The 24,346-nt window shown below is 44.5% G+C and carries 20 protein-coding genes and 1 other RNA gene; 6 read left to right on the top strand and 15 right to left on the bottom strand.

Annotation, left to right across the window (positions count from 1 at the left end; genetic code table 11):
- Window positions 1-5: 5 nt before the first annotated feature.
- The 3 genes from mfd to R7Q09_RS02740 all read left to right on the top strand — a co-directional run bounded on the left by mfd (window position 6) and on the right by R7Q09_RS02740 (window position 4,957).
- Complete coding sequence (mfd, locus tag R7Q09_RS02750; protein WP_132936528.1) at window positions 6-3,467, top strand: transcription-repair coupling factor; 3,462 nt, start codon at window positions 6-8, stop codon at window positions 3,465-3,467.
- A gap of 7 nt (window positions 3,468-3,474) precedes the next feature.
- On the top strand, window positions 3,475-4,248 hold the full coding sequence (locus tag R7Q09_RS02745; protein WP_005387825.1) for a peptidoglycan binding protein CsiV: 774 nt from the start codon (window positions 3,475-3,477) through the stop codon (window positions 4,246-4,248).
- A gap of 160 nt (window positions 4,249-4,408) precedes the next feature.
- On the top strand, window positions 4,409-4,957 hold the full coding sequence (locus R7Q09_RS02740) for a GNAT family N-acetyltransferase (protein ID WP_005387823.1): 549 nt from the start codon (window positions 4,409-4,411) through the stop codon (window positions 4,955-4,957).
- A gap of 76 nt (window positions 4,958-5,033) precedes the next feature.
- Here R7Q09_RS02740 and R7Q09_RS02735 read toward each other — a convergent pair whose 3' ends face one another.
- The 7 genes from R7Q09_RS02735 to hinT form a co-directional block, all read right to left on the bottom strand.
- On the bottom strand, window positions 5,034-6,323 hold the full coding sequence (locus tag R7Q09_RS02735; RefSeq protein ID WP_005378463.1) for an NAD(P)/FAD-dependent oxidoreductase: 1,290 nt from the start codon (window positions 6,321-6,323) through the stop codon (window positions 5,034-5,036).
- Between the two features lie 533 nt (window positions 6,324-6,856).
- Window positions 6,857-7,399: an alpha/beta hydrolase YcfP gene (ycfP, locus tag R7Q09_RS02730; protein ID WP_005378464.1), complete on the bottom strand. Its 543-nt coding sequence runs from the start codon at window positions 7,397-7,399 to the stop codon at window positions 6,857-6,859.
- A gap of 75 nt (window positions 7,400-7,474) precedes the next feature.
- Complete coding sequence (gene thiK, locus R7Q09_RS02725; protein ID WP_318070486.1) at window positions 7,475-8,356, bottom strand: thiamine kinase; 882 nt, start codon at window positions 8,354-8,356, stop codon at window positions 7,475-7,477.
- Window positions 8,357-8,380: 24 nt separating this feature from the next.
- Entirely contained in the window at window positions 8,381-8,971 is a 591-nt protein-coding gene (gene lpoB, locus R7Q09_RS02720; protein WP_005378467.1) for a penicillin-binding protein activator LpoB, read from the bottom strand.
- A 66-nt stretch (window positions 8,972-9,037) separates the two neighbouring features.
- Window positions 9,038-9,430 (bottom strand): YcfL family protein, encoded by a 393-nt coding sequence (locus R7Q09_RS02715; RefSeq protein WP_005378469.1) that lies wholly within the window; start codon window positions 9,428-9,430, stop codon window positions 9,038-9,040.
- Complete coding sequence (locus R7Q09_RS02710; RefSeq protein ID WP_025766940.1) at window positions 9,430-10,827, bottom strand: COG3014 family protein; 1,398 nt, start codon at window positions 10,825-10,827, stop codon at window positions 9,430-9,432. Before R7Q09_RS02710 ends, R7Q09_RS02715 begins: the two co-directional genes overlap by 1 nt.
- 69 nt (window positions 10,828-10,896) lie before the next feature.
- Window positions 10,897-11,247, bottom strand: a complete 351-nt coding sequence (hinT, locus tag R7Q09_RS02705; protein ID WP_005378473.1) for a purine nucleoside phosphoramidase — start codon at window positions 11,245-11,247, stop codon at window positions 10,897-10,899.
- A gap of 269 nt (window positions 11,248-11,516) precedes the next feature.
- Here hinT and R7Q09_RS02700 point away from each other — a divergent pair, with 269 nt between their 5' ends.
- Window positions 11,517-13,508, top strand: a complete 1,992-nt coding sequence (locus tag R7Q09_RS02700) for a methyl-accepting chemotaxis protein (protein ID WP_318070485.1) — start codon at window positions 11,517-11,519, stop codon at window positions 13,506-13,508.
- 163 nt (window positions 13,509-13,671) lie between these two features.
- Window positions 13,672-14,832, top strand: coding sequence for a DUF1887 family protein (locus R7Q09_RS02695; RefSeq protein WP_005378476.1), 1,161 nt, complete (start codon window positions 13,672-13,674; stop codon window positions 14,830-14,832).
- A gap of 156 nt (window positions 14,833-14,988) precedes the next feature.
- Here the strand turns inward: R7Q09_RS02695 and udp are convergent, their stop codons facing one another.
- From udp to R7Q09_RS02660, 7 genes are all read right to left on the bottom strand, one after another.
- Window positions 14,989-15,747 (bottom strand): uridine phosphorylase, encoded by a 759-nt coding sequence (gene udp / locus R7Q09_RS02690; RefSeq protein WP_005378479.1) that lies wholly within the window; start codon window positions 15,745-15,747, stop codon window positions 14,989-14,991.
- A gap of 314 nt (window positions 15,748-16,061) precedes the next feature.
- Window positions 16,062-18,368, bottom strand: a complete 2,307-nt coding sequence (locus tag R7Q09_RS02685) for a zinc/cadmium/mercury/lead-transporting ATPase (RefSeq protein WP_262627735.1) — start codon at window positions 18,366-18,368, stop codon at window positions 16,062-16,064.
- A 172-nt stretch (window positions 18,369-18,540) separates the two neighbouring features.
- Window positions 18,541-18,960 (bottom strand): CBS domain-containing protein, encoded by a 420-nt coding sequence (locus R7Q09_RS02680; protein WP_005378483.1) that lies wholly within the window; start codon window positions 18,958-18,960, stop codon window positions 18,541-18,543.
- A gap of 247 nt (window positions 18,961-19,207) precedes the next feature.
- Window positions 19,208-19,942: an RNA methyltransferase gene (locus tag R7Q09_RS02675; protein WP_104975981.1), complete on the bottom strand. Its 735-nt coding sequence runs from the start codon at window positions 19,940-19,942 to the stop codon at window positions 19,208-19,210.
- A 212-nt stretch (window positions 19,943-20,154) separates the two neighbouring features.
- Window positions 20,155-20,251: signal recognition particle sRNA small type (gene ffs / locus R7Q09_RS02670), an RNA gene on the bottom strand.
- Between the two features lie 137 nt (window positions 20,252-20,388).
- Window positions 20,389-22,392, bottom strand: coding sequence for a GGDEF domain-containing protein (locus R7Q09_RS02665; protein ID WP_151514634.1), 2,004 nt, complete (start codon window positions 22,390-22,392; stop codon window positions 20,389-20,391).
- Window positions 22,393-22,544: 152 nt separating this feature from the next.
- Window positions 22,545-23,288, bottom strand: coding sequence for a hypothetical protein (locus R7Q09_RS02660; protein WP_005389942.1), 744 nt, complete (start codon window positions 23,286-23,288; stop codon window positions 22,545-22,547).
- Window positions 23,289-23,545: 257 nt separating this feature from the next.
- Between R7Q09_RS02660 and R7Q09_RS02655 the strand changes: the two genes are divergently transcribed.
- Complete coding sequence (locus tag R7Q09_RS02655; protein ID WP_005378570.1) at window positions 23,546-23,848, top strand: DNA base-flipping protein; 303 nt, start codon at window positions 23,546-23,548, stop codon at window positions 23,846-23,848.
- Between the two features lie 30 nt (window positions 23,849-23,878).
- Here R7Q09_RS02655 and R7Q09_RS02650 read toward each other — a convergent pair whose 3' ends face one another.
- A complete protein-coding gene (locus R7Q09_RS02650) occupies window positions 23,879-24,313 on the bottom strand; it encodes a YbaY family lipoprotein (RefSeq protein ID WP_005378572.1) in 435 nt (144 codons plus the stop codon).
- Window positions 24,314-24,346: the final 33 nt, after the last annotated feature.

Below are 24,346 nucleotides of genomic sequence, written 5' to 3'. Positions count from 1 at the left end.
TTCCTATGACAAAAGCAACGATTCTTTCCGTCACCAACCCTTCAGAGCGTGGCGACAAAAAACAGCTAGGTAATTTGCCGGGCGCAGCTCTACCTCTAGCCATTGCAGAGCTAGCCAAACAGCATTCGAGTCACTCGCTACTCGTTGTGCCTGACCCGCAAATTGCTTTAAAGCTTCAGGCAGAGATTGAGCAATTCACCGACCAAACGGTAAGCCTGTTCCCCGACTGGGAAACGCTGCCTTACGATAACTTTTCTCCGCATCAAGAAATCATCTCTGAACGTATCGCACGCCTATACCAACTGCCAAGTCAACGTGATGGCATAACCATCGTCCCGGTCAGTACAGTATTGCAACGCCAATCGCCACGTGATTTTTTGTTGCAACACACTTTAATGGTGAAAACTGGTGATCGAATCTCGCTAGAGAAGTTACGTGTACAACTTGAAAATTCAGGCTACCGCCATGTAGATCAAGTATTTGGGCCAGGTGAATATGCAAGTCGTGGGTCTATTCTGGATCTCTTTCCTATGGGCAGCAATGACCCGTACCGCATCGACTTCTTTGATGATGAAATAGATACCATTCGCACATTTGATCCAGAGAACCAACGCTCTATCGACGATATTCAGCAAATCCAATTGCTGCCTGCACATGAGTTCCCAACCACTAAAGAAGCGATTGAAGATTTCCGTACACGTTGGCGCACCCAGTTCGACGCACGCCGCGAGCCTGAATCAATCTACATGCAAGTGACCAAAGGCACGTGGCCCGCTGGTATTGAGTATTGGCAGCCGCTGTTTTTTGACCATACCGAGACTTTATTTGAATATTTGCCAGAAGACTCTCAAGTCATCACATATGGTGATATCGAATCTGCGGTCGATACTTTCTTAACCGATGTCGAATATCGATACGACCAGAAAAAAGTTGATCCGTTGCGTCCTCTTTTGACTCCTGAACAGCTTTGGTTGAAAAAAGACGAACTTTTCAGTCAACTAAAACAGCTCCCTATCGCTCAATTGAGCCTAGATAAAGTGGTTAAGCGTGCCGGTCGTCAAAACCTACCCGTACAATCGTTAGCCGAGCTTGGCGTTCAGCAACAAAATAAAGAGCCGCTCTCGCGCCTTCGTCAGTTTAGTGAGCAATTCAGCGGCAAAATCGTTTTCTCGGTAGAGTCAGAAGGTCGTCGTGAAGCACTAACGGAGCTGTTGCAAGGCATCAAAGTTCGGCCAGTCGTACATGGCTCACTTTACCAAGCTCTAGACTCGGGTGATCGATTCAGCTTGATCTTAGGCGCAGCAGAGCATGGTTTCATTCACGAAGAGCTGAACTTCGCTCTGATCTGTGAAAGTGATCTACTCGGTGACCGTGTTATCCAGCGACGCCGCAAAGATAAAAAAGCCGTCAACAGTGACACCGTTATTCGCCACCTTGCGGAGTTAAAACCCGGTCAACCTGTGGTTCATATTGATCACGGTATTGGCCGCTACATCGGTTTACAAACACTTGAAGCCGGTGGCATGAAAACGGAATACGTCACCCTTGAGTATCAAAACGATGCCAAGCTCTACGTACCAGTTTCATCACTGAATCTTATCAGCCGTTATTCTGGCGGCGCTGAAGAGAGTGCGCCACTGCATAAATTAGGTGGTGAAGCGTGGGCAAAAGCACGTCGTAAAGCGGCAGAAAAAGTGCGTGATGTCGCGGCAGAATTGCTGGATGTGTATGCAAAACGAGAATTAAAACCGGGCTTCAAATTTGAGCTAGATCGTGGGCAATACGCAACATTTAAAGCAACATTCCCGTTTGAAGAAACAGATGACCAAGCGATGGCCATCAATGCTGTCTTGTCAGATATGTGCCAAGCAAAAGCGATGGATCGCTTAGTGTGTGGTGACGTGGGCTTTGGTAAAACGGAAGTCGCTATGCGCGCAGCATTTGTCGCAACGGATAACAGTAAACAGGTCGCCGTACTCGTACCAACAACCTTGCTTGCTCAGCAGCATTTCGAAAACTTCCGTGACCGTTTTGCCAACTTACCAATCCGAGTTGAAGTACTGTCTCGTTTTAAATCTGCCAAAGAACAAAAAGTCATTTTGCAAGACGTTGCCGATGGTAAAGTCGATATTGTCGTTGGTACGCATAAGCTGCTTTCGAGCGACATTAAATTCAAAGATTTAGGTTTGTTGATCGTTGATGAGGAACACCGCTTCGGGGTTCGTCAAAAAGAAAAGGTCAAAGCAATGCGTGCGGATGTGGACATTCTTACCCTCACCGCAACACCAATTCCACGCACACTGAATATGGCAATGAGTGGCATGCGAGACCTGTCGATCATCGCTACACCTCCTGCACGCCGTTTAGCCATTAAAACCTTTGTTCGACAAAAAGAAGAGCCAGTGGTCCGTGAAGCGGTACTGCGTGAAATTATGCGTGGTGGTCAGGTTTACTTCCTGCACAATCAGGTTGAAACCATTGAAAAAACGGCAGAAGACTTACAGAAACTCATCCCAGAGGCACGCATTACCGTGGCTCATGGTCAAATGCGCGAGCGCGAACTTGAGCGAATCATGAATGACTTCTACCATCAGCGCTTTAATGTGTTGGTGTGTACAACCATCATCGAAACCGGTATCGACGTACCAACGGCAAATACCATAATCATGGATCGTGCGGACAATCTTGGCTTGGCGCAGTTGCATCAATTGCGTGGCCGTGTTGGACGTTCACACCATCAGGCCTATGCTTACTTATTAACGCCACATCCAAAAGCCATGACCAAAGATGCCATCAAGCGTCTTGATGCGATTGCTTCACTGGAAGACTTAGGTGCTGGCTTTACGTTAGCAACCCACGATTTAGAAATCCGTGGTGCTGGTGAGCTGCTTGGTGATGAGCAAAGTGGGCAAATTCAATCCGTTGGTTTTACACTTTATATGGAAATGCTGGAACAAGCAGTGCAAGCATTAAAAGAAGGCAAGGAGCCATCTTTGGATGAGCTGCTTCGTGAGCAAACTGAAGTGGAAATGCGAATCCCAGCGCTCTTACCAGATGATTACATTCCGGATGTAAACACACGACTGTCGATGTACAAACGCATTGCGAGTGTCACAAGCAGTGATGAACTATCAGAGCTAAAAGTGGAACTGATTGATCGCTTTGGTCTGCTTCCAGACGCAACAAAGAACTTACTTGCCGTCTCAGAATTGAAAATTTCGGCTGGTAGTTTAAAAGCGAAAAAGATAGAAGCCCATGATAAAGGTGGATTTATCGAGTTTTACCCTGATGCTGACATAAATCCAGCGTATTTAGTTAAACTGCTGCAATCACAGCCGCAAAAATTTGCAATGGAAGGTCCAACTAAGTTCAAGTTTAGCGTACCATTGGTGGACCGACGTAAACGCATTCAGTTTGTTCAAGACTTACTGAATGATTTTAAACAGAATTTATTACCAACGAGCTAATAGTCGAATGAGAATACTGATCCCGTTATTGCTTCTATGTGTCTCAATGCCCTCTTGGGCACAGCGCCAATTTGATATTGAAGTGATCATTTTCAAGCGAGCAGTCGACGCTGAAAGCACAACAGAATCTTGGCCGAATCAACTGCCAAAAATCGATATGGAAAATGTCGGTAGCCTAGAGAGTGAATCCTACCGCCGCTCTAAAGGCGTGACACTTTTGCCAAGTTCTTCTTTCCGTCTCAACGCGCAAGAAGCGGCACTAAATAATCATGCCGGCTTTAAAGTGCTTAAACACGTAGCCTGGCGTCAAGGTGACCGAGGTAAATCTAGCGCCCCAATTTTCCGCATCGTTGGCGGGCGAGATTTCTCTGATTCTTATCAAGCAGATGGCCGCCCAATCAATGGCAATAGCAATCAAACATTTTCCAGCGACGGTTACAGTGAAGAGACGGTCAATGGTCCTTTATATGAACTAGATGGTCGATTCCAAATATACGTACAGCATTACCTCTTCGCCGAAACAACACTAGATCTGCGCGAACCAAGTGTTAGAGAGGTGCGTTTTGAACCAACCTCAACTGAGCAATTGGCGGATGACTTAGGTGAAGTAGATGGTAACGTCCAAGTCGGTAACTTGGCAGAAATATCGCCGACAGTAACCGAAGAGAAATTCCTGAAGAGTTATCGAATGGATCAAAAACGTCGTATGCGTAGCAGCGAGACTCATTACCTAGATAACCCGTTGATGGGTATGATCATTCAAGTTCGTCGGGTTCGATAAGCACGAGCGGTTCGACAAAGCGCAGCAAAGCTGCGCTTTGTTTTTATCTGCTATACCTCAATTATTCCTAACCAACGCAGAGCAAGGAAAATAGCTGCGTTCAAGTATAAATAGACAGCTTTCAATTTACTTACACTCAACATGGAAGTCGTATTAGTTCATGAGTCCAGACTTTGAAATCATTGCGCCCCGCTTAGCGCTCAAGCTCATCCCTGCTGAAGAAGCACATTCACTACAACGATTACTTGCAGAATCCCCTTCGCTGCACCAATGGCTTGATTGGTGTGATAAAAACGTCACATTGAAAACCGCGCAGGACTTTCTGTTGGCAACCCGTCTTAACTGGGTCAAAACTGAGGCTTTTGGTTTCGGTATCTATGAGCGGCAAAGTAACACTTTGGTTGGAATGGCAGCGGTTAATGAGTTATATCATACGTTTAATATGGCGAGTATTGGTTACTGGGTTGCCGACCGCTATCAACGGCAAGGCTATGCCCAAGAAGCCGTTAAAGCCTTAGCAGAATTCTGCTTCGCAAAGCTAAGTTTAACTCGACTAGAGATTGTTTGTGACCCCGACAACGAAGCTAGCCAAGCCTTAATTGAGTCCGTCGGTGCACAAAAAGAAGCCATCGCCAGAAACCGGTTTATTTTTCAGGGTAAGCCTAAAGATGGCGTTGTGTTCTCACTTTTACCGACAGATCTAACATAAACAAAAAGCCACCGACTTGCGGTGGCTTCTGCATTTTTTAAGATACAACACATCCACACAGAGTGGATTTAAAACCTTAGTGCAGCTTAAGGTTTGGACGCAGCACGCGATTAATGCGGCCGACGAGCATCATCAGACCGGTTTTGAATACACCGTGCAACGCCATTAGGTGCATGCGATACAATGAGATGTAAACGACACGAGCAATACGGCCTTCTACCATCATCGACCCTTTAGTTAGGTTCCCCATCAGACTACCAACGGTTGAGAAGCGACTTAGAGACACTAATGAACCGTGATCTTTATATACGTAGTCTTTCAACTCGCGCCCGTTGATCTTCGCGACGATGTTACTAAATGCCTGGCTTGCCATTTGGTGTGCAGCTTGAGCGCGTGGCGGCACGAACGAACCGTCAGACTGGGTGCATTGTGCTAAGTCACCAATAACAAAGATGTCATCATCTCGTGTTGTCTGTAGTGTGTTTTTCACTACAAGCTGATTGATACGGTTCGTTTCTAAGCCAGCGATATCTTTAATAAAGTCTGGAGCTTTGATACCCGCAGCCCAAACCATGATTTGAGCTGGGATCTTCTCACCATCTTTTGTAGTAAGGCCATCTTTTTCAGCTTTAGTCACCATAGTGGCGGTGCGCACGTTTACGCCCAACTTCACCAACTCTTGATGAGCAGCAGAAGAAATACGTGGAGGTAACGCTGGTAAAATACGCTCACCTGCTTCAATCAGATTGACGTTCAACTTGCTAGAATCAAGATCACCGAAGCCATAAGTGCGCAGCTCTTTAACAGCATTATGTAACTCAGCTGATAGTTCAACGCCAGTTGCACCAGCACCAACAATCGCAATATCGACCGTACCGTTACCGTTTTTCGCGTGCAGCTTTAGGAACTCGTTGTTCATTTCTGTACGGAAACGGTGTGCTTGCTCAGGGCTGTCTAGGAAAATACAGTTTTCACGAACGCCAGGCGTGTTGAAGTCGTTTGATGTCGAGCCAATCGCCATCACTAGAATGTCGTATTCTAGCTCACGGCTTGGCATAAGAAGTTCACCGTGTTCGTCTTTAAGCTCACTTAAGATGATCACTTTACGTTCACGGTCGATGTCTTGAAGGCTACCCATTTGGAAGTCGAAGCTGTGGTTTTTTGCATGAGCTCGATAGCTCAGTGCATCTACTCCTTCGTCCAAAGAACCTGTAGCAACCTCATGCAATAATGGCTTCCACAAGTGGCTCGCTTTTCGATCGACTAGCGTAATTTGCGCACGGTTTTTGCGACCTAGAGTTCGACCAAGCTTAGTTGCCAACTCAAGACCACCTGCACCGCCGCCTACAACGATAATGCGTGTCACAATGATTTTCCTCTACAAAAATGAATATATGGGGTTCAGCTCGATGCATGACTCACAAATATTTGTGGCATCCATCCAACCGATGAATTCTTGGTTCTTAGAGGTGTCTCAATTACTTGGATTAAAAAACTGCCACTCACCTTGATTCTTTATCTATCAATGACTTGTCAGGGTTTGGCATGTTTATCTGGTACGCATACGACGCCAGAATTTTTTGGGCAAGTTTATTACTCGCTCTCAATTTTTTTTGATATTTATCAAATTATTTTAGTCCGGTTCATTATATAGAGACCAACTTTGAAGGCAACCAAAATCCGTGTAACGAGTACGGATTGACTACTTTTCGACTACTCTACAACAAGGTGTTCGTGCTACATAGGAGGGAAGTAAGAAAACGGTAAGGAGAACACAATATTCAAAGCGTTAAACCAAGAAAATGTGCCTTTCAAAGAGACAGTGGCTCGGCATACTCAAGAGAAGGAATCGCAGCAAAGCAGCCGATAAAAACGCCGCTTTACTGTCTACACTCAACATTAATAAGTATTTTTAAATGCCTTTATCGCTTGTAAATGATGAGAGATTTTTTTGAACTTATGAGACTGAGTTTCATCCCAAATAATTTGATAGTGTTTTTCTAGCTCAGCTGCCGTTTTCGAATTGTCATGCACTTCATCATCTTTAGAGAGAATCACTAAGCAGTGAGCTTGATTTTTCGCTCGGAACTGATCAACACATTTTGTTGCGATATCTTCGTACTCTTCTGGACGATCGATTCGACCAGCCATCGTTTTTTCTGGGTGCAAGTTCGGGTTGAACATCACTTGCTTGATACCGCATAGAAAACCAATTCGCTCAGACCAGTAACCACCTAAACCAACCCCGCAGATTAATGGGTTTGGGTCATCAGATTGATCGATAACTTTAGACACTTCTTTTAACAAGTGTTGCATGTCGTGCTTTGGGTGAAGGGTGCTGTAATTGATAAAACGAACGTCGTCGTCGATAAATTGCAGTTGAAGAACTTTTTCGTGGTTACCCGGGCTTGTACTGTCAAAGCCGTGTAAGTAAATAATCATGTGTACCTCTCCCTGTGTGTATCTGGTACTTTTATTAAAACTACCACTATTTCCTTACTGTTAAAGGGGAAAATATCACGAGTTCTCAAAACAGTGATCTTCCATACACAATGAGCCTTTCAACTCATACGCACTGTTTAAGTATTGTTCATCTCCCCACAATTTATAGGCAAGTAGATACCAGAGCATCGCCATCACCAAGGTTCTTGGTTGCCAAGCGTGTACACCTCTCAGCCAAAGAGACACATCTTCGATACCTCGAATTTGGCAATACTGCTTTACCGCTTCTTCCACAGGCGCATTCGCGACCTGAATAGTTAAGGTCAAATCAAGCCTAGGGTCAGCAATCCCGGCATACTCCCAATCAATGACTTTCACCCCACTCTCTCCTCGCACTAGGTTGTAACACCCCAAATCGAAGTGACATAGGGCAAGCGGAACAGGTGCAACGTTCGGTTCCGTGCGCCACTTCATGTACAAAGCCTCAAACTCCGTACCCACATACTGACCATCAAGCTCAAGCCAATAATGATCGATGCGAGAAATATATGAAAATGGAACCAAAGGAATTGCGCTTATCGGATATTGATGAATCTTCGCCGCAATGGATAATAAATCGCTTAATGCTAAGCCTGACTCCGTCAGTGCCTCTCCTTCTATCCATTCCACCAGCAACCCTTGCTCATGAATAAAAACTGGCTTGGGGCCAATTTCCAATGAAGAGACTGCATTCAGCACTTGATATTCACCGTGACGAGAAATTGAAAAAGCCTTGCAGACATGACTGGTCGGTCGCCAGATGTATGCAAGGCCTTGAGAAGATTCCAACCGCCAACAGCGGTTGGTTAGCCCCCCGGTAACAGTTTGTACTTTTACCGGAGGCTCCGTAAAGAAGCCATCGAGAGATTTAAGACTCGGATCTAACTGTTTTGCTTGTTGCCAAGAAAACCATGCCATTGATGACTTCTCCACCCTGTTCGATTAAAGACCGAATAGGCTCTTAGATTGCGCTTTACGAATTTCAGTTTCATCCGCCCACTCAATCAAACCTGTTTCTAGGTCCATTAGGCGCATGGTCATCTTGTAGTATACATCTTTATCGCTACCTGCATTTTTCACAATGCTAGATAGGTTGCCGTAAAGCATGTATTGAGCACCAACCATTTTACCAAATTGGATCGCTGTGCTTTGGTTAACAAGCTCATCCGTATTTTGGAAGTTAAGTTGTTCACGCACAGACTCAACACGATCCATATCAACAAAACGGAACTTACCTGAGTTCAACATCTTAGTAGAGATCGTGTCAGTAATGGATTCAGTGTCAATATGTTCACTGGTTTTGTTCTTAATTCGCTCAACAAAAACGATAGGACGTTGGTCACGAGTAATTGCTGCTACAGAGCCCGACATCATCATGCTATCCACCATTTCAGCCGCGATTTTTTGTAAATCTGTTGAGCCAAAATCGATAGTCGTGGTTTCTGTTGCTTGCGCATCGCCGTAAGAGACTTTGTTAGAACAGCCACCTAAAATGACGGCAAGACCTAAAAGAGCAATAATACTTTTTTTCATGAGAGTTCCTTAGTTTTTCAATACCAGCGCATCGTTAGCGCGGCAGCTTCGGCAGAGCCGTTAAGATTAATCGTCTTGTGCTTCTCTAATTTGCACACGGAATTTTGTGCCATTTGGATTCACAGTAACTTCAGATAACGTGACTTGCTCAAATCCTCGCACAATCATTTTTCGCCACGGACCAGGTTTGGTATTCACTTCTAAACCATTGTTGTCATACCAATAAAATCGGTAAAGAATGTGCTGATCACCTTTGTAATTGCTACTCAGCTGCACGACTCCTCGTGGGCGATCATCAACGTAAGTGGTGGTGATGTTGTCAACTAATAAGCGACTACCTAAAACGTTATCATTAAAAAATACTTTTTGCGTTTGGCCATCAATTCGAATACCAGCCGTGTTTTCGGCGCATCCAACTAAACCAATAGCCATTGCTAAACAAACAAGCCATGCTTTCATTACAGTCTCCCTAGCTGTTTATGCCACACGGTTGAGTGTGCTCCCTGACGAGATACCCATACCAATGTAGTCTGCTGTGCAGGCACTTCAAACTGATAGGTTTGATCACCCAAGTTTAAACTTTGTGTTCCCGGTTTCACGATTTTTGAAGCCGTTTTCACTTGCGCTGGCAATGTTTGCCAACTTCTTGTATCTGGCTGTTCGGTCAATGTGTTCCATACATTGAAAAGTATGTTGCCCACATCATCGCCTTTTTTCGCCGCCTCTTTTCGGATTCGATCTTTTGCCCAAACACGAAGAGCTTGACGGATCACTATTGTAGTAAGACGTTCATTAAGATCGTTTTGCGCCATCGCATTAACATCAGTCAGCGTACTGGAAGGCAATACCTGACCATTTAAAACAACATCGCTAAAACGTTGAGCACCTCGGTTCTGATAATAAGGAAGCGCCAACGAATAAATCGCGCCATTATCGCGACTGTCGTAAATCGGTAAATCAATACGCCACCCTTTCATCGCCTCAACAACACCCTGCTCATCAATAACGATGACTCGCCCTTGTGACTGAGTTAATCCAGAAGGTGCTTTACCATACCGCTTCTCTAGCATGCGCAAGTCTTCACGCATGCCCAGCTTCTTAGCAGCGTATAAGGTGCTTTCCACAACTTGCTTGTTGTCTGGCATTACAGCGAGTGCTCGTCGGTAATCAACGTAAGCACTGTTTAAGTCTCGCGACGCTTCATATAACAAGCCAGAAAGATAGAACAGATAACCATTTTGTACCGCGCTTAGTTTTTTACCAGCATCAGGGTAGTTCGCTAACACACTGCCTAAATTGGCAGACATGCCTTGCTTGTTAAGGTCTTTCTCTGCTGCTTTTAGCTCTTTTTCACGCGCCTTTCTTGCCGCTTCCTGAACTTGATTAGCTCGACGCACTTCAACTAGTGCTCCTTCTAAATCGTTTTTCTGTAAGTAATTTAGTCCTAGATACAGGTGCAAAAAGCCAAGTTCGTAATCGGCGGGATGATAGTCTTGGAGATTGTCGTTCACTGCGAGAGAGCCGACGCTCGTTGCCGTGTCTGACACAGATATCGTCGCTCGATCTTGTTGAACACGTACGGCACGATCGCTGCTTTCTAGCGCATTCAAACTTGTCGGGTAATCTTCAGCAAGAAAAGAGATACGACCTTTTTCAAAATTGCCAAGTATCTCGCCACCCACTTCACTTGATTGAAGTTGTTTTGCTTTGGCATATTCCCCTGCAACAACGGCTTGATAAACTTCTTGATTCTGGTTGCTGTAATGACTAAACAGATTGCCCGCAGATAAATTCGCGCAGCCAGAGGCCATTAAAGCCCAGCTCATCAGCCCTAACAGCTTTACACCTAGTTTCACATTTATCTCCACAAATGTGTCATTCGACAGGAAAAAGAAGTGGGTGAATCACCACCCACTTTTAAAAGCTTAGCTCAATACCATTGGACCTAGAGGGCGGCCGCCTAGTAGGTGCATGTGAATATGGTAAACCTCTTGGCCACCATGTGGATTACAATTAACGATCAGGCGATAGCCGTCTTCAGCAATACCTTCTTCTTTAGCTAACTTTCTAGCAACAGTGAACAAACGCCCCATCATTGCCTCATCTTCAGCTTCTACATCATTCGTTGTTGGGATCAGTTTATTCGGAATAATGAGAATATGGCTTGGTGTGCGAGGGTTAATGTCGCGAAACGCAGTCACCAAATCATCTTGATAAAGGATATCGGCAGGGATTTCCTTGCGAATAATTTTACTAAAGATCGTTTCTTCCGCCATGAGGACTCCATTTTATAAACGTAATTAGACCCCAGTTAGTATGCGCCAACCAAAAGCGGAGCTCAATAAAAACAGTGTTCACTTAACATTATTAATCAAATGCTAATTAACGAAGCTTTTTTTGTCGTGTGCGTCATAAAATGCGCGTCACAAACTGAATACAATCCAATGAATTTTGTTACTTTTTTAAGACAATTATTATTTTTATACCCAAGTAAACTCAAAAATGCTTGGGTAGCTTGTCTATTTTTGGGAGAGGAAGCTCACTTATGCGAGGTTCAGTTATTAAAAGGATGTATGCCGGCTTTGCACTGATCATCATCCTATTTGCCGTCACAATTGCCATTATGATGGGAGGAATGAGTGATATTCACGGAAAATTTGGCACGGTTTCTAAATCATCCCTACCGTTGGTATCGTTATCTAATCAAACCAGTGTTGAGCTGCTTTCTGCCGACAAATCATTTAAAGACTTCCTGACGACAGAGAATAAACAACGCATGGATGAAATGCGTCAGGAATTTGCTAGATCTCAACAACGCTTCGAATCCACATTGGCTCAACTGAAAACCGCAAGCCAAATCTACCCTTCTCTTGCCGAACCGTTTTCACAGTTAAAAACGTTAGAGCAGAGCTATTTTACAGAAGCTCTAGAGGCCATGGACAACTACGAAGCAATGTTCGCGGCTCAAGAAGAAGTGCAAAAATCCTCACGCCGCTTCCAAAAACTGAATACCGAACTTTCGGTTGGTCTTAAAGAATATGTGGCAGATCAAACCAGCATTTCTGTCAAAGTCATGGCAAAGAGCTACTTTATCAAGTTAAAAGATGCCGAAGTAATTACCTCTGATGCCCTCGCCAGTTCCAACCCTGAGTTTGTTACGCAAGCCGTAGCTAAAAACCGCAAAGCAGTAACGCACTTGAATTACGCATTCCGCGGGTTGGTGACTCAACTTCCTGAGCTAGAAAAAGCATTTGGCGAATCTGTAGAGCAATTTACTCGCGACGTTGGTATGCGTGGCGGTGTGTTAGACCAACATAATAATTACCTCAATGCTCGCGCCGCTTTGTATAACAATATCGCCAACCTAGCAAATAAAGTGGATTCAACCATGGCGATTCTTGAGCAATTCACGACAACCGCAACAGATAAGCTCAATGAATCATTGGCAGATGCAGGTGACATATATTCAGCGGGTGTAACGAAAGCCATCATCATTGGCGTTATTGTCGTTTTACTCGCGACAGCGATTGGCTACCACATCGCACAAAGCGTTCGCGAACCGTTGACTCGTATTCTAAAAGTGTTAGAAGGCCTGACTGAAGGTGATATGACACAGCGTATCGATATTCGCTATAACAACGAATTCAGCCGTGTGAGTGGACACATTAACTCACTGGCCGACAACCTTCACGAGATCTTGGTGAAACTCAACGAAGCGTCAGAAAACCTATCGTCAACCGCGACAACCAACGAACGCACCTCTTCGCAAGCACAAATTAAATTGAGCTCTCAACGCGAACAAACGGCAAACGTCGCTACTGCGATGACAGAAATGTCTCATTCAGTGCAAGAAGTCGCGCAAAGTGCGCAAGGCTCGCTAGAAATGGTGCAACGCGTCGAAGCTGCCTCTGAAGAAGGCAGAAATGTTATGAGCAGTAACATCTCAACCATTAATCAACTAGAAACACGTTTGAACGAATCGGTTTCCGCAGTTTCTGAGCTACAAAAGATGAGTGGTCAAATTGGATCTATCCTTGATGTGATCCGCAACATTGCGGAGCAAACCAACCTACTGGCATTGAACGCGGCAATTGAAGCGGCTCGCGCTGGTGAACAAGGTCGCGGCTTCGCGGTAGTGGCAGATGAAGTACGAGTACTCGCATCAAGAACGACTCAATCAACCACTGAAATTGAATCTATGATCTGTAATCTGCAATCTAGCTCACAATCGGCAAACCAAGTCATACAAAGCTGTATGAGCGATATGGAGATGTCGGTTGAGCAAGCGTCAAAAGCGAACAGCTCAATGGAAGAGATCCAGGCGCTAATCATCGAAATCAGCCAAATGAGTACGCACATTTCACAAGCAGCAGCAGAGCAAAGTGAAACATCAACAGACATTGCTCGCAGCATCGAAGATATCAACAGCATCGCCGATGAAAGTTTCCATGCCATGTCGAGTATCGCACAAACCAGTGAATCACTGACCCACTTGGCTCATCAGCAAAATGAATTGGTCCACCGATTTAAGTTATAAATACTTTATAATTAAGAGCATTAATTAGTGCAATCAACTGTATAAGGGCGACTTTTTGTTAAGTCGCCCTTGTTTTTTGTCGGCCATGTCTACATATGATTAATAAGGCCAGCTCATCCCCTTGCACAACTCTTTTCGAGCGGCCTCATAAAAAGGAAAATCTATGGCTGTTCATGTTGGTATTATCGACCAAGACCCAGTGAGATTGGTCACTCCTCTATTAGATAATCGTACGCTAAGCACACATATCGTCTTCATCGGAGACAAGAGCCAGTTAGATATATTTGACCGACTGAGTGCCGTTTTAGATCAACGAGAAATTACTTCTGAATTTTTTGAAATTCCATCCGCTGTTAATACATCTCTGATCAAACAAGCAATTCAAAAACTGGCAAAAGATCTCCATGAACGCGGCGAAGATGTAAAATTGAACGCGAGCTGTGGTCTTCGTCATCGCTTGTTGTCGGTGTACGAAGTTTTCCGTACCTATCGCTGGCCAATTTTTGTGGTTGAGCCTAGTAGCGATAAGCTTTGTTGGTTATACCCTGATGGCAAAGAAGATACCCAAGTCGAAGATCACATTACGATTGCAGATTACCTCACTATCTTTGGTGCACGCGGCGAGTTTCACCACGTTGATTTACCACCTCTTCTTGATAAAAAATTGTATGAACTTGGTGAACGATGGGCCTCAAATGCGCTTGAGCTTGGGCCAGGTCTAGCAACACTTAACTACCTTGCAACCACATGCCGCAAAGAACAAAAGCTTGATGTCGAGCTCTCCGAAAAACAGCAGGGCTACCGTGAGCTCAACATGTTGCTTTCAGATTTAGTAGAAGCAGAAATCGCCACCTATGAGAATGGCGTTTTAACGTTTGCAGATGAAGATGCTCGACGCTTTTCAAACGGTGAGTGGTTAGAAACTTTGGTTCACAGCACCGTGAAGCAAATCCAAGACACCATGCCGACGATTCAAGATCGATCGTTAAATGTTCAGGTTTATCGTAAACTTGGTGAAAGTGAAGTACGCAATGAGTTAGATGTCGCAACAGTTGTAAACAACAAGCTGCACATCATCGAGTGCAAAACCAAAGGCATGAGAGATGACGGCGACGATACTTTATATAAGTTAGAATCGCTTCGCGATCTATTAGGTGGCTTACAAGCGCGCGCAATGTTGGTGAGCTTCCGTCCTCTTCGTCACAATGACATTACTCGTGCTGAAGACTTAGGGCTAGCCCTGATTGGCCCTGATGAGCTTAAAGATTTAAGAACGCACTTAACTGCTTGGTTTAAAGACGCGGGCGGTTCAGACGAGATATAGTGCCATTAAGAAAAGCTAAAATTCACAACGATAAAAAGCAGCATTAATGCTGCTTTTTTATACCTAAATTTTAGCTGTACGCATTTCTATAAGTAGAAAAAAACCAGAGGTTAGCCTCTGGTTTTTTCTGTTTGTTTAAATGCCAACTATAGCGGCTTAAAGCATTTTACGCGCTGCTTCTACAACCACTTTAATTGAACGCGCTTCCGTTTCTTTCAGAGTTGAATGATCTGGAATCTCTTTTTGTGTACGGTTGATGATAACACCAGCCACACAACCCGCTTTTAAACCAGAGCTCGCACACATTGTTAGCAGTGTTGCAGACTCCATCTCGAAGTTAAGTACGCCCATGTCTTGCCATTCTTGCATAGAGCCTTGGAAACGCTTAACAACACGACCAGAGAACGTATCGTAACGTTCTTGACCAGGGTAGAACGTGTCGCTTGATGCAGTCACACCCATGTGAACTGTAGCGCCAGACTCTTCTACTGCTGCTTTCATTGCGGTTGCTACTTCAAAGTCAGCAACTGCTGGGAATTCCATAGGAGCAAAGTGTAGGCTCGCACCGTCAAGACGAACTGACCCCGTCGTTACGATCATGTCACCCACGTTTACATGTGGTTGAATTGCACCCGTTGTACCAACACGTAGGAAAGTACGAACACCAAGCTGTGCCAATTCCTCAACTGCGATAGAGGTAGAAGGACCACCAATACCTGTAGAACAAACCACAACAGGTTTACCGTCTAACTCTGCACGGTATAGCGTGTATTCACGATGGCTTGCTAGAAATACTGGATTTTCCATTTGTTCTGCGATTTTTTGAACACGCGCTGGGTCACCAGGAATGATCGCTAGAGTCGCACCATTAAGATCAGCTTCAGTAACACCTAAATGGAATACAGCTTGAGACATAAGTCGCTCCTTATTGTGGCTTATTTTATGAACAATAAGCTCATTAATCAGTTATTGGGTACAGATGCACTGTAGCGAACCTTTCACCAACATAGAGTGATCACAATCACAATGACAAAATGTAATGAAAATTAAATTTCAAACAAAACTGGTATTGATCACACTTTAAGGGGCGTTAGATCATTTTGTTGCATAGCAATGCGTGATTTCAAGGACGAGAAAAACGTCTGATCGCATCAGGTTAATACGGTTAAAAAAAGCCCGATACACGAATGCCTCGGGCTATTAATGAGTGGGATCAATGGTTAGGTCAGTTATTTGATCTGCTTGGACTCAAAACGAAGTAATCTCAACGCATTCAATGTCACCAGTGCTGTTGCACCACTGTCGGCTAATACAGCAACCCACAACCCAGTTACACCAAGTAAACTTGTCACTAAGAATACACCTTTCAAACCTAGCGCTAACGCGACATTCTGACGAATGTTACTTAGCGTCGCACGCGACAGTTCTATCATGGCAGGTAGCTCAATCAAACGGTTGTGTGTTAACGCCGCATCAGCAGTCTCGAGCGCAACATCCGTACCGCCTCCCATCGCAATGCCGATACTCGAAGCTTTCATGGCTGGAGCATCATTGATACCGTCTCCCACCATCGCAACGGTATGTTGTTGTGATAGCTTCTCGACGTAATGCACCTTGTCTGCAGGTAACAAACTCGCTTTATAATCCAAGCCTATTCTATTTGCCATTGCTTCTGCACTTCTCGGGTTGTCACCCGTTAGCATCACCGACGTGACCCCAAGTTCCTTCAACATTGCGATGGCCTGCTGGGCATCTGAGCGCAATGTATCTTGCCATGCGATCACGCCAATGACCTCGTCATCGAAACGCACAATGACAACCGTTTTACCTTGTTGTTCCAACGTAACCACTTGCTCTTTGGCTTCTTGAGAAAGTGGAAAGTCTGCCTTTGAAGGCGTGACCACTTGGACCATTTTTCCATCGACGTAACCAGTGACACCAGAGCCTACTTGCGCGGTTTTATCCAACGCTTCAGGAATAGTAAGCCCCTGCTCTTGCACTTTGGTAACTAAAGAAACCGCTAGAGGATGACTTGAACCAACCTCGATTGACGCAGTTAGGCTAAGTAACTTGTCTTCATCCATATCAAAAGCAAAGACGTCAGTCACTTCTGGTTTACCTTGCGTCAGTGTCCCAGTTTTATCAAATGCGACAGACTCAACCTTGCCAAGCAACTCAAGCGCCGCTCCACCTTTGATCAATGCGCCCCGCTTAGCCGCTGCCGCCAAGCCAGAAGTGATCGCCGCAGGTGTTGAAATTACTAATGCACATGGACAAGCAATCAACAGCAGGGCGAGTCCTCGATAGATCCACGTTTCCCACGGTTGGGCAAATAGTAATGGCGGCGTAACGATAACCATCAGAGACACCAGCATCATTAGCGGCGTATACCAACGGCTAAATTTATCAAGAAAGCGTTCTAATGGTGCCTTACGAGATTCGGCTTCTTCAATCAAATGAAGAATTCGGTCTATCGCATTCTCGCCCTGACGGGAAGTCACCTGTAAGCGAACCACTTTATCGACAACCACAGCCCCGGCCATCACTTTGCCACCGGTTTGATGTTCAACGGGAACAGATTCTCCCGTTAACGCACTTTCGTCAAAACTCGCAAGCGCATCTTGCAAAACACCGTCGGCAGGCAAACGACCTCCGGGTGCGACTTCTATGATATCCCCTGGTTTAAGCTGAGCAGCTGGTACTTCTTTACGCTCTCCATCAATAATTAAAATTGAATTTTCTGGGACTAAGTCCATTAACGCCTGGACACCGCTTCGCGCGCGAGATGATGCATATGCTTCTAACTTTTCACCAATAAGGAAAAGCAATAACACCATTGCGGCTTCGGCGGTTTCACCTAAATATAAAGCGCCGAGCGCCGCTACACTCATTAACGTTTCAATCGCAAAAGGCGTACCGCTACGCGCCAACTTAAATGCTTTGAGCGCGATTGGGTATAAACCAAGTAAACACGTCAAAGTGAATAACCAAGCGCTTATTTGAGGGTCGATCTTAGAAATGACTGCCGCAGTAGCCATTGCACCAGCAATCGAGAGAATTTGGATGTTGTCTCTTATGACGCCAAGCCAGCCTTTCTTTGTAGTGATTGGTTTTGGAGCATCCAGTGAAGAGAGCGGGAAACCCGTTTTTTGGGCTGTCTGCTCTATCGTAGCTATCAGCTCTAGACCATCAAAATCGACGACCAGTTTTTCTGTTGCAAACAAAACCTTGGCTTGGCTGACGCCTTGTAAAGACGTAATGGCTTTCTCAAGCTTTTGCGCACAAGATGGGCAATCCATACCTGACACAAGCCAAGCGTTCCGAACGGAGGAATTACTCTCCCTTGTGGGATCGTCTTCCTCGCCTGTGTCAACGCTGCAGCCTCCTCCACTACAGCAAGAGCTTTCAGAAACATCAACACTGGCCTGAGAGATATTGAGCGAAGATTTTACTGGCGCACAGCATGACTCGCTTGCACCAAGCGGCACCGCAGTTTTGATTTTGCTAGATTGGCAACCTTGATGTTTTGTACACATAATTTTTTCCTTATTGGTATCGGTGATTTACCTATTGCTAAGGATAAACCTTAGAGTAAGCTCCAAGGTCAAGATAAATTTGTACAGTTCGGCGATAGAAAATAAAAAAGACGCCGAAGCGTCTTTCCAAACCAGTTTAAAAGCAATATTCCGTAAAGTTTAAACAGAGAGGTTAAACGGGATGCTTAAAACACTCATTTAATGTCATTCCTATGGCACGCAGCACGTCTCTTCTTGTGATAACACCAACCAACTTACCTTTGCCATCCACCACTGGATACATTTTCGGCTTTCCAACTTTCATCATGTCAGCCAGTTCAATTACTGACATTTCTGGAGAAACAGATAAGACATCATCATGCATACACTCTTGTACCGTATGTGTATCTTGGCAGTGATAACTTGCTTTCACCAACTTATCTAATAAGTCTTGCTCCGATAAAAACCCAACCACTTTTTCATTTTCATCAATGACAGGGCCACCTAGTGTGACACTTTGCATTACTTTGTTTAAAGCTGCCGAAAGTGACATATCTTTCGTGAAAGTCACCGCTTGCAACGTCATGTAATCTTTTACTTTTAATGAATGCATTCTTATCTCCTTAAGGGCATTTTATTGCGGCCTTTAGATAAGTGTCGCCTAATTTCCTGATTTTACTAAATGGAAAGGAGTAATTTTATTTATAGGCACAGCCTATTGAACTAAAACAAAATTAACTCACCGAACAACATTCACTGTATTTCGTTAAACGCAAGATTCAGCCAGGCTGATTTTTCTAGGCAATAAATACAACAAAGCCAGTCAAATTGACTGGCTTTGTTATTAAGTAATTGTTGCGTTAGCTATGTTGGCGGCGCATGTTGTCTAAAATAATGCCAGTCGCCATCGCGACATTCAGTGATTCGGCACCGCCAAACGCCGGAATCGTGATCTTATCTGTCACGAATTTTGCTGCGGCTTCGCGCACACCATGAGATTCGCTGCCCATCAACAAAATACCTTCAGCAGCGAAATCCGTTTTATGAACGCTCTCTCCCTCCAAAAACGCGCCATATACTGGCAATTTGGCGTGTTCCAAATAACTTGGCAAATCCACCAAACTCACTTGTACGCGGCCAAAGCTGCCCATGGTCGCACTGATCGTTTTAGGATTATAAGGATCAGCACAATCTGTACTCGCAATAATGTGCTTGATGCCATACCAGTCTGCAACACGAATAATCGTACCTAGATTACCAGGGTCGGATACACCATCTAGCGCAATCATCAAGCCTTTCGCTTGAGGCTCTTTTACACTCGGAATTTCAACCACAGCAATGGCCGCATTATTGCTCACAAGCGTGCTCGCTTTGGTCAATTCATCAAGCGATGCTTCAACACAATCAAAACGATTTAGCGTACCAGCATTTTGTTCGAGAAATGCCGCTGTTGCAAAAACCTGCTTCACCTTCAATGAACTACTTGCTAGCTCTAGTACGTTCTTTTCACCCTGAGCTAGGAATAAGCCATGCGCTTTACGCTGTTTCTTTTGACCTAAAGCACGAAGCAGTTTTAATTGGTTTTTTGAAATCATTAAAGTATCCCAGGTGAAAATGGTTATTCGACGAGCGTACCCTAAACAATCTTCACGAAAGTTCGGTATCGAGCGGATGAGATTATAAATTATACCTAAATAACCTCAAGAAGCTTGATCATCAGAAGACGTTGAACACCAAGCGTAGCCAAAATAAAAGAAGGCTCAAAAACGAAAAAAGCCCTGCGATAACGCAGGGCTTTCAAAGGGTGGGACCCCAGCCACATCCCGGCACACAAGTCACACGCTGCGGCTGCTTCCTTCCGGACCTGACCGAGTTCACGAGCTATTGTTGCGAGAGGACCAGAGCCCCATAATTCTTTTCGAGAGGTCTTGCCTCAATCGATGGGGCGATTATTCAGTATCAGCTCTCATAATGCAAGAGCAAAAACCTTGAATTTCATCATTTCATTACCGTTTGAACAAAACTCGATCAATTCATTCCTTTATGATGAAACCGTGCAGTCACGATAAGAGGAGTCGTGCCGTGAGGACTGCTTACTCATGTACATGTCTTCATCAGCCAAATGCATCGCTTGCTCTAAGCTCATGTGCCGTTCCCTTTTTGCAGAGAAACCAATAGAGATACTTATAGACTCCAAATCACTACATAATTTGCCTTTCACATCGATTCTACTGAGCTCTCTCATTGCTCTAGTTAACTCGGCTTGCGTTGGATAACCCAGCAATATGAACTCATCCCCTCCAATTCGATAACATCTTCCCGACCAGACATAATGAATTTTTAGCGCCAGTAGTTGTAAAACTTCGTCCCCAGCGCGATGACCATAAGTGTCATTGATTCGTTTGAAATGATTAATGTCTAAGTAAAGTATGGATAGATCTTTGTTTACTCCTTTTCGATACTTTACTTGCAACGCACGACGGTTCCTTAACCCTGTTAAGTTGTCAGTGTTCGATTGACGGTAAAGATAAAGCGAAACACAAATAGCAAACAATAACACAAAGATAAACACAGCTTGTGTTTGCGTCGCTAATCGAATCTCATATTCAAGTGCGGTACGCCAATCTGGGCGTACATCGTACTGAGCAATGATCTTATCAACTTCTAACATCGCTATCGCTCGACTGAAGAAAGGCGCAAGCATGGCTCCTTTTTCATTCGCGACCAATCCAACAGAGAGTTGTGACTCATAAAACTCGCCAATAGCGGTATCCTGCTCTATCGGAACCAATTCACTGAGACGTAAAAAATGATTGAGCATCGCCGTATCCATCGGAATGTAATCGACTTCTTCATTTAGTAGCCCCTGAATGAGCTCTTGTTGGGTACGATAACGTTTGAGTTCTTTTAGCGGTAACAGTTGCGTCATCATTTGATCGAAAAAGTCATCCTTAACTACGCCAATCCGCTCAGATATCAACTGTGAAACATGAGAGTATGTGCTCGGTTTGTAACCTAAACGCTTGACCATCACCGATGCTGGCGCGTAATGGGGCTTTGGAAAGTAGCTAAATGCACGCCGCTCACGGCTGACCGTTAACGGCGCCAAAATTTCGAAATTACCTTGGATAAACTCATGGTACATAGAACCCCAGCTTTCACCAGGCTCACTAATGATCAAGCAGTTTAAAGCCAAGATCTCACAGCTTCTCAGGACTACATCAGCCGTCATCCCTTCGACACTACCATCTGCGTTGTATACAACATATGGAAAGATAGATTCGAGCTTAATCCGTATTGGTTCATTAAAATCAAGGGGCAATAAACGAATAGAATCACGCAACGCTGCTCGCCTTAATTCAAATTGATACTGGGAAATTTCTTCGCGAAGCTGCTTTTGCACCGCTTCCCCGTGAATAAACGTAGCGAACGTGTCCAACTCCTCAAGATGATGATCTTTTTTACTGATGATGGATACGGGCTTTATCGAAATCTGATCATTGAGCATCTTGGCGTCAAACCCCTCCATCAGCATCGGCTTGAGCTGGTTAATGGCATCGACAACGCCGTCCACAGCACCTGAACGTAGCAGTGTTACTGCTTGTTCATGACCTTGATAAGAGATCTGTTCTAGACCAGGGTAGTGTTGTTTAAGTAATTGGGCATAAACTGTATCTTTGGGGACGCCAACACGCGAAATATCACTCAACGTCGAATCTTTTAAGCCAAAGAGGTAGGTATATTCGATATTTGTTGGGCGGGAATAACTAAAACGTTGAGCACGTTCTTGTGTGTAAGTGATATTCGCAGCAAAGTCCGCTTCCCCATTCGCTACTGAATTTAGAATGGCATCAAAGCTGGAGTAGTTCACGTATTGAACGGTAAAGCCAAACTCCTTTGAAGCAGCATTGAAAAGAACACGAGTGACGACATCATCCGCTTCAGTCGCGACTTTATAATGAGCAATTAAAGGGGCTTCGGCTTTTACATTCAAACTCAAGAGGCAACATGCAAAAAGCAACAGTGTTCGAGCAAAAGTTGTCATGACAAACTTATCTTAAATCAACCACTTATATTGTGGTTATTATTATTGGAAGTGTAGTAAATATGAAATGAAGAACATATACTAATCTCCATTTTGTTCCACAACCAATTCGATACTCTGCCGCACATGTCACTTTTTACCTGACTAAAAACTCATAATTCAGCCTGTTCATCGCTACTACGTAAAATATAGTCAGTCATCCAAGCCGTCCCTAACAAACAGATCCAAACCACGAAAACAGGGTTTGGCACATCCGTGGTCGGGCTGACGACTAAAGCGGCAAAACCCACAGTCGGCAATGTCCAACATAATAATTTGCTCCAACGAATGGTATGTTGAAGCTTCGCAAGTGCTTCCATTGACGCTAACATTCCCGTCAAACTTAACGCCATAAGAACGGCGTACGGTAGGCCTGCAATCCACAATGGGAGCAACAAAAACAACGGCCACCAGCTGTGTTTATTGGATGGCGTCCAATGTGCAGCCGACCACCACATCGCCATAACCGCAATGGTTTGAACCACTGTAACCCAAGCAGACCCATCCAGCTTACCGCCTTGCTGTGTGACCATAAGACCAACTTGCAGTGTAAGTACAATAAGACCAGCGGTGAGCAACACGCCTAAAGAGCTTCTACGAGAAAACACCACCATTAAAAGTGGGAAAAGGATCAAAACACCAACCGACAAAGCAATTGGCTGCATTGAGAGTGTCGCACCAAAAGCCATCATCGCGCCCAGCAATACTAAGCCAGCGAACCCACCTTGTGGCAGAACCCACAGCGCGGGGATCATAAGTGCAAGAACGGGAATGTCACCCTCGCTCAAACTCATCGCCCGAACGCAGACAACAGCGAGTAAGGTCGTAACGAAAAATTGAAGTGTCGATAAAATCATAGCGCCTCCTGGCTTCCCCACCTACTTGGTAACTCAACGGCAAAAACTGGGATTGAAAGTCGTTGAGAGGGTCTAGATTCAAGCTTAGCTTGCGTTTGCTTCATGCTGTTTAAGGCTCATCAACCAACGACACTAAAGAACAGAAAATGTAATTCTTCAAAGTGAGTCGCTGGCAACACAAGGGTTAAGAACCGTTAGCAATATACAAGTCCAATGGTTTACCATTCCTTAGTAATCCAAAATAGACACTTTTGAGTATGGACCAATTTTTAGCGCAAATCTTTGCTGTAATTCACCAAATTCCAAAAGGAAAAGTCTCCACCTATGGGGAAATTGCAAAAATGGCCGGTTATCCGGGCTATGCGAGACATGTTGGTAAAGCACTGGGTAACCTACCAGAAGGCAGCAAACTCCCCTGGTTTAGAGTGGTAAATAGCCAAGGAAAAATATCTTTAAAAGGCAGAGACTTAGAGCGACAAAAAAAGAAATTAGAAGCAGAAGGGATTGAAGTATCGGAAGTTGGCAAAACTTCACTTAAAAAATACAAATGGCAGCCTTAAGCTGCCATTTTTTGTTCTCAGTACGTCGTATTAACGTGTTCCAACTAGACGAATATCTAATTGGTGAGTTTGTGCTTCATCTGTAATAACACCGTTATGTGTGTCGCTGATAAAACGCAGCTTTCCATCTACCTCAATGCGAGCACGAACGCTGTAACGATGGTTTGGTTTGATTTCATTGCTGTCGTAACTCAACTCAAAAGAAAGAGGAACTTGCTTACCTTCCGTTTCGAATGTCTGTTTCGCCAACACTTTTGCTGGGGCATCCGCCAAGGACACATCTTCTAACGCAATAGTAACCACTGCGTTTGGTGGCAAGGCAATCCGCTCGCGATAAGCCACTGTACCTGTAATCGTCTTCATTGACGCTTCTGTAGATTCCATTTCTGTATTTTGAGAAGTTTGGCAACCCACTAACGCAGCCCCAAAGAGTAGAGAAGTAACAAGTAGTAGTGTTTTTTTCATATATTCCTCGAAAAGAGCATTAAACCGAGGCAA

Source organism: Vibrio sp. 2130-1 (assembly GCF_033339515.1).
The sequence above is the reverse complement of the archived record's forward strand: the minus strand, read 5'-3'. Positions and strand labels throughout refer to the sequence as shown.

What these genes read in the sequence shown, in the direction of transcription:
- R7Q09_RS02675 (WP_104975981.1), bottom strand. Translation starts at nt 19,942, where the DNA reads ATGATTTCAAAAAACCAATTAAAACTGCTTCGTGCTTTAGGTCAAAAG.
- R7Q09_RS02660 (WP_005389942.1), bottom strand. Translation starts at nt 23,288, where the DNA reads ATGATTTTATCGACACTTCAATTTTTCGTTACGACCTTACTCGCTGTT.
- R7Q09_RS02685 (WP_262627735.1), bottom strand. Translation starts at nt 18,368, where the DNA reads ATGTGTACAAAACATCAAGGTTGCCAATCTAGCAAAATCAAAACTGCG.
- R7Q09_RS02745 (WP_005387825.1), top strand. Translation starts at nt 3,475, where the DNA reads ATGAGAATACTGATCCCGTTATTGCTTCTATGTGTCTCAATGCCCTCT.
- hinT (WP_005378473.1), bottom strand. Translation starts at nt 11,247, where the DNA reads ATGGCGGAAGAAACGATCTTTAGTAAAATTATTCGCAAGGAAATCCCT.
- R7Q09_RS02655 (WP_005378570.1), top strand. Translation starts at nt 23,546, where the DNA reads ATGGACCAATTTTTAGCGCAAATCTTTGCTGTAATTCACCAAATTCCA.
- R7Q09_RS02740 (WP_005387823.1), top strand. Translation starts at nt 4,409, where the DNA reads ATGAGTCCAGACTTTGAAATCATTGCGCCCCGCTTAGCGCTCAAGCTC.
- R7Q09_RS02680 (WP_005378483.1), bottom strand. Translation starts at nt 18,960, where the DNA reads ATGCATTCATTAAAAGTAAAAGATTACATGACGTTGCAAGCGGTGACT.
- R7Q09_RS02700 (WP_318070485.1), top strand. Translation starts at nt 11,517, where the DNA reads ATGCGAGGTTCAGTTATTAAAAGGATGTATGCCGGCTTTGCACTGATC.
- udp (WP_005378479.1), bottom strand. Translation starts at nt 15,747, where the DNA reads ATGTCTCAAGCTGTATTCCATTTAGGTGTTACTGAAGCTGATCTTAAT.
- R7Q09_RS02695 (WP_005378476.1), top strand. Translation starts at nt 13,672, where the DNA reads ATGGCTGTTCATGTTGGTATTATCGACCAAGACCCAGTGAGATTGGTC.
- ycfP (WP_005378464.1), bottom strand. Translation starts at nt 7,399, where the DNA reads ATGATTATTTACTTACACGGCTTTGACAGTACAAGCCCGGGTAACCAC.
- thiK (WP_318070486.1), bottom strand. Translation starts at nt 8,356, where the DNA reads ATGGCATGGTTTTCTTGGCAACAAGCAAAACAGTTAGATCCGAGTCTT.
- lpoB (WP_005378467.1), bottom strand. Translation starts at nt 8,971, where the DNA reads ATGAAAAAAAGTATTATTGCTCTTTTAGGTCTTGCCGTCATTTTAGGT.
- R7Q09_RS02715 (WP_005378469.1), bottom strand. Translation starts at nt 9,430, where the DNA reads ATGAAAGCATGGCTTGTTTGTTTAGCAATGGCTATTGGTTTAGTTGGA.
- R7Q09_RS02665 (WP_151514634.1), bottom strand. Translation starts at nt 22,392, where the DNA reads ATGACAACTTTTGCTCGAACACTGTTGCTTTTTGCATGTTGCCTCTTG.
- mfd (WP_132936528.1), top strand. Translation starts at nt 6, where the DNA reads ATGACAAAAGCAACGATTCTTTCCGTCACCAACCCTTCAGAGCGTGGC.
- R7Q09_RS02650 (WP_005378572.1), bottom strand. Translation starts at nt 24,313, where the DNA reads ATGAAAAAAACACTACTACTTGTTACTTCTCTACTCTTTGGGGCTGCG.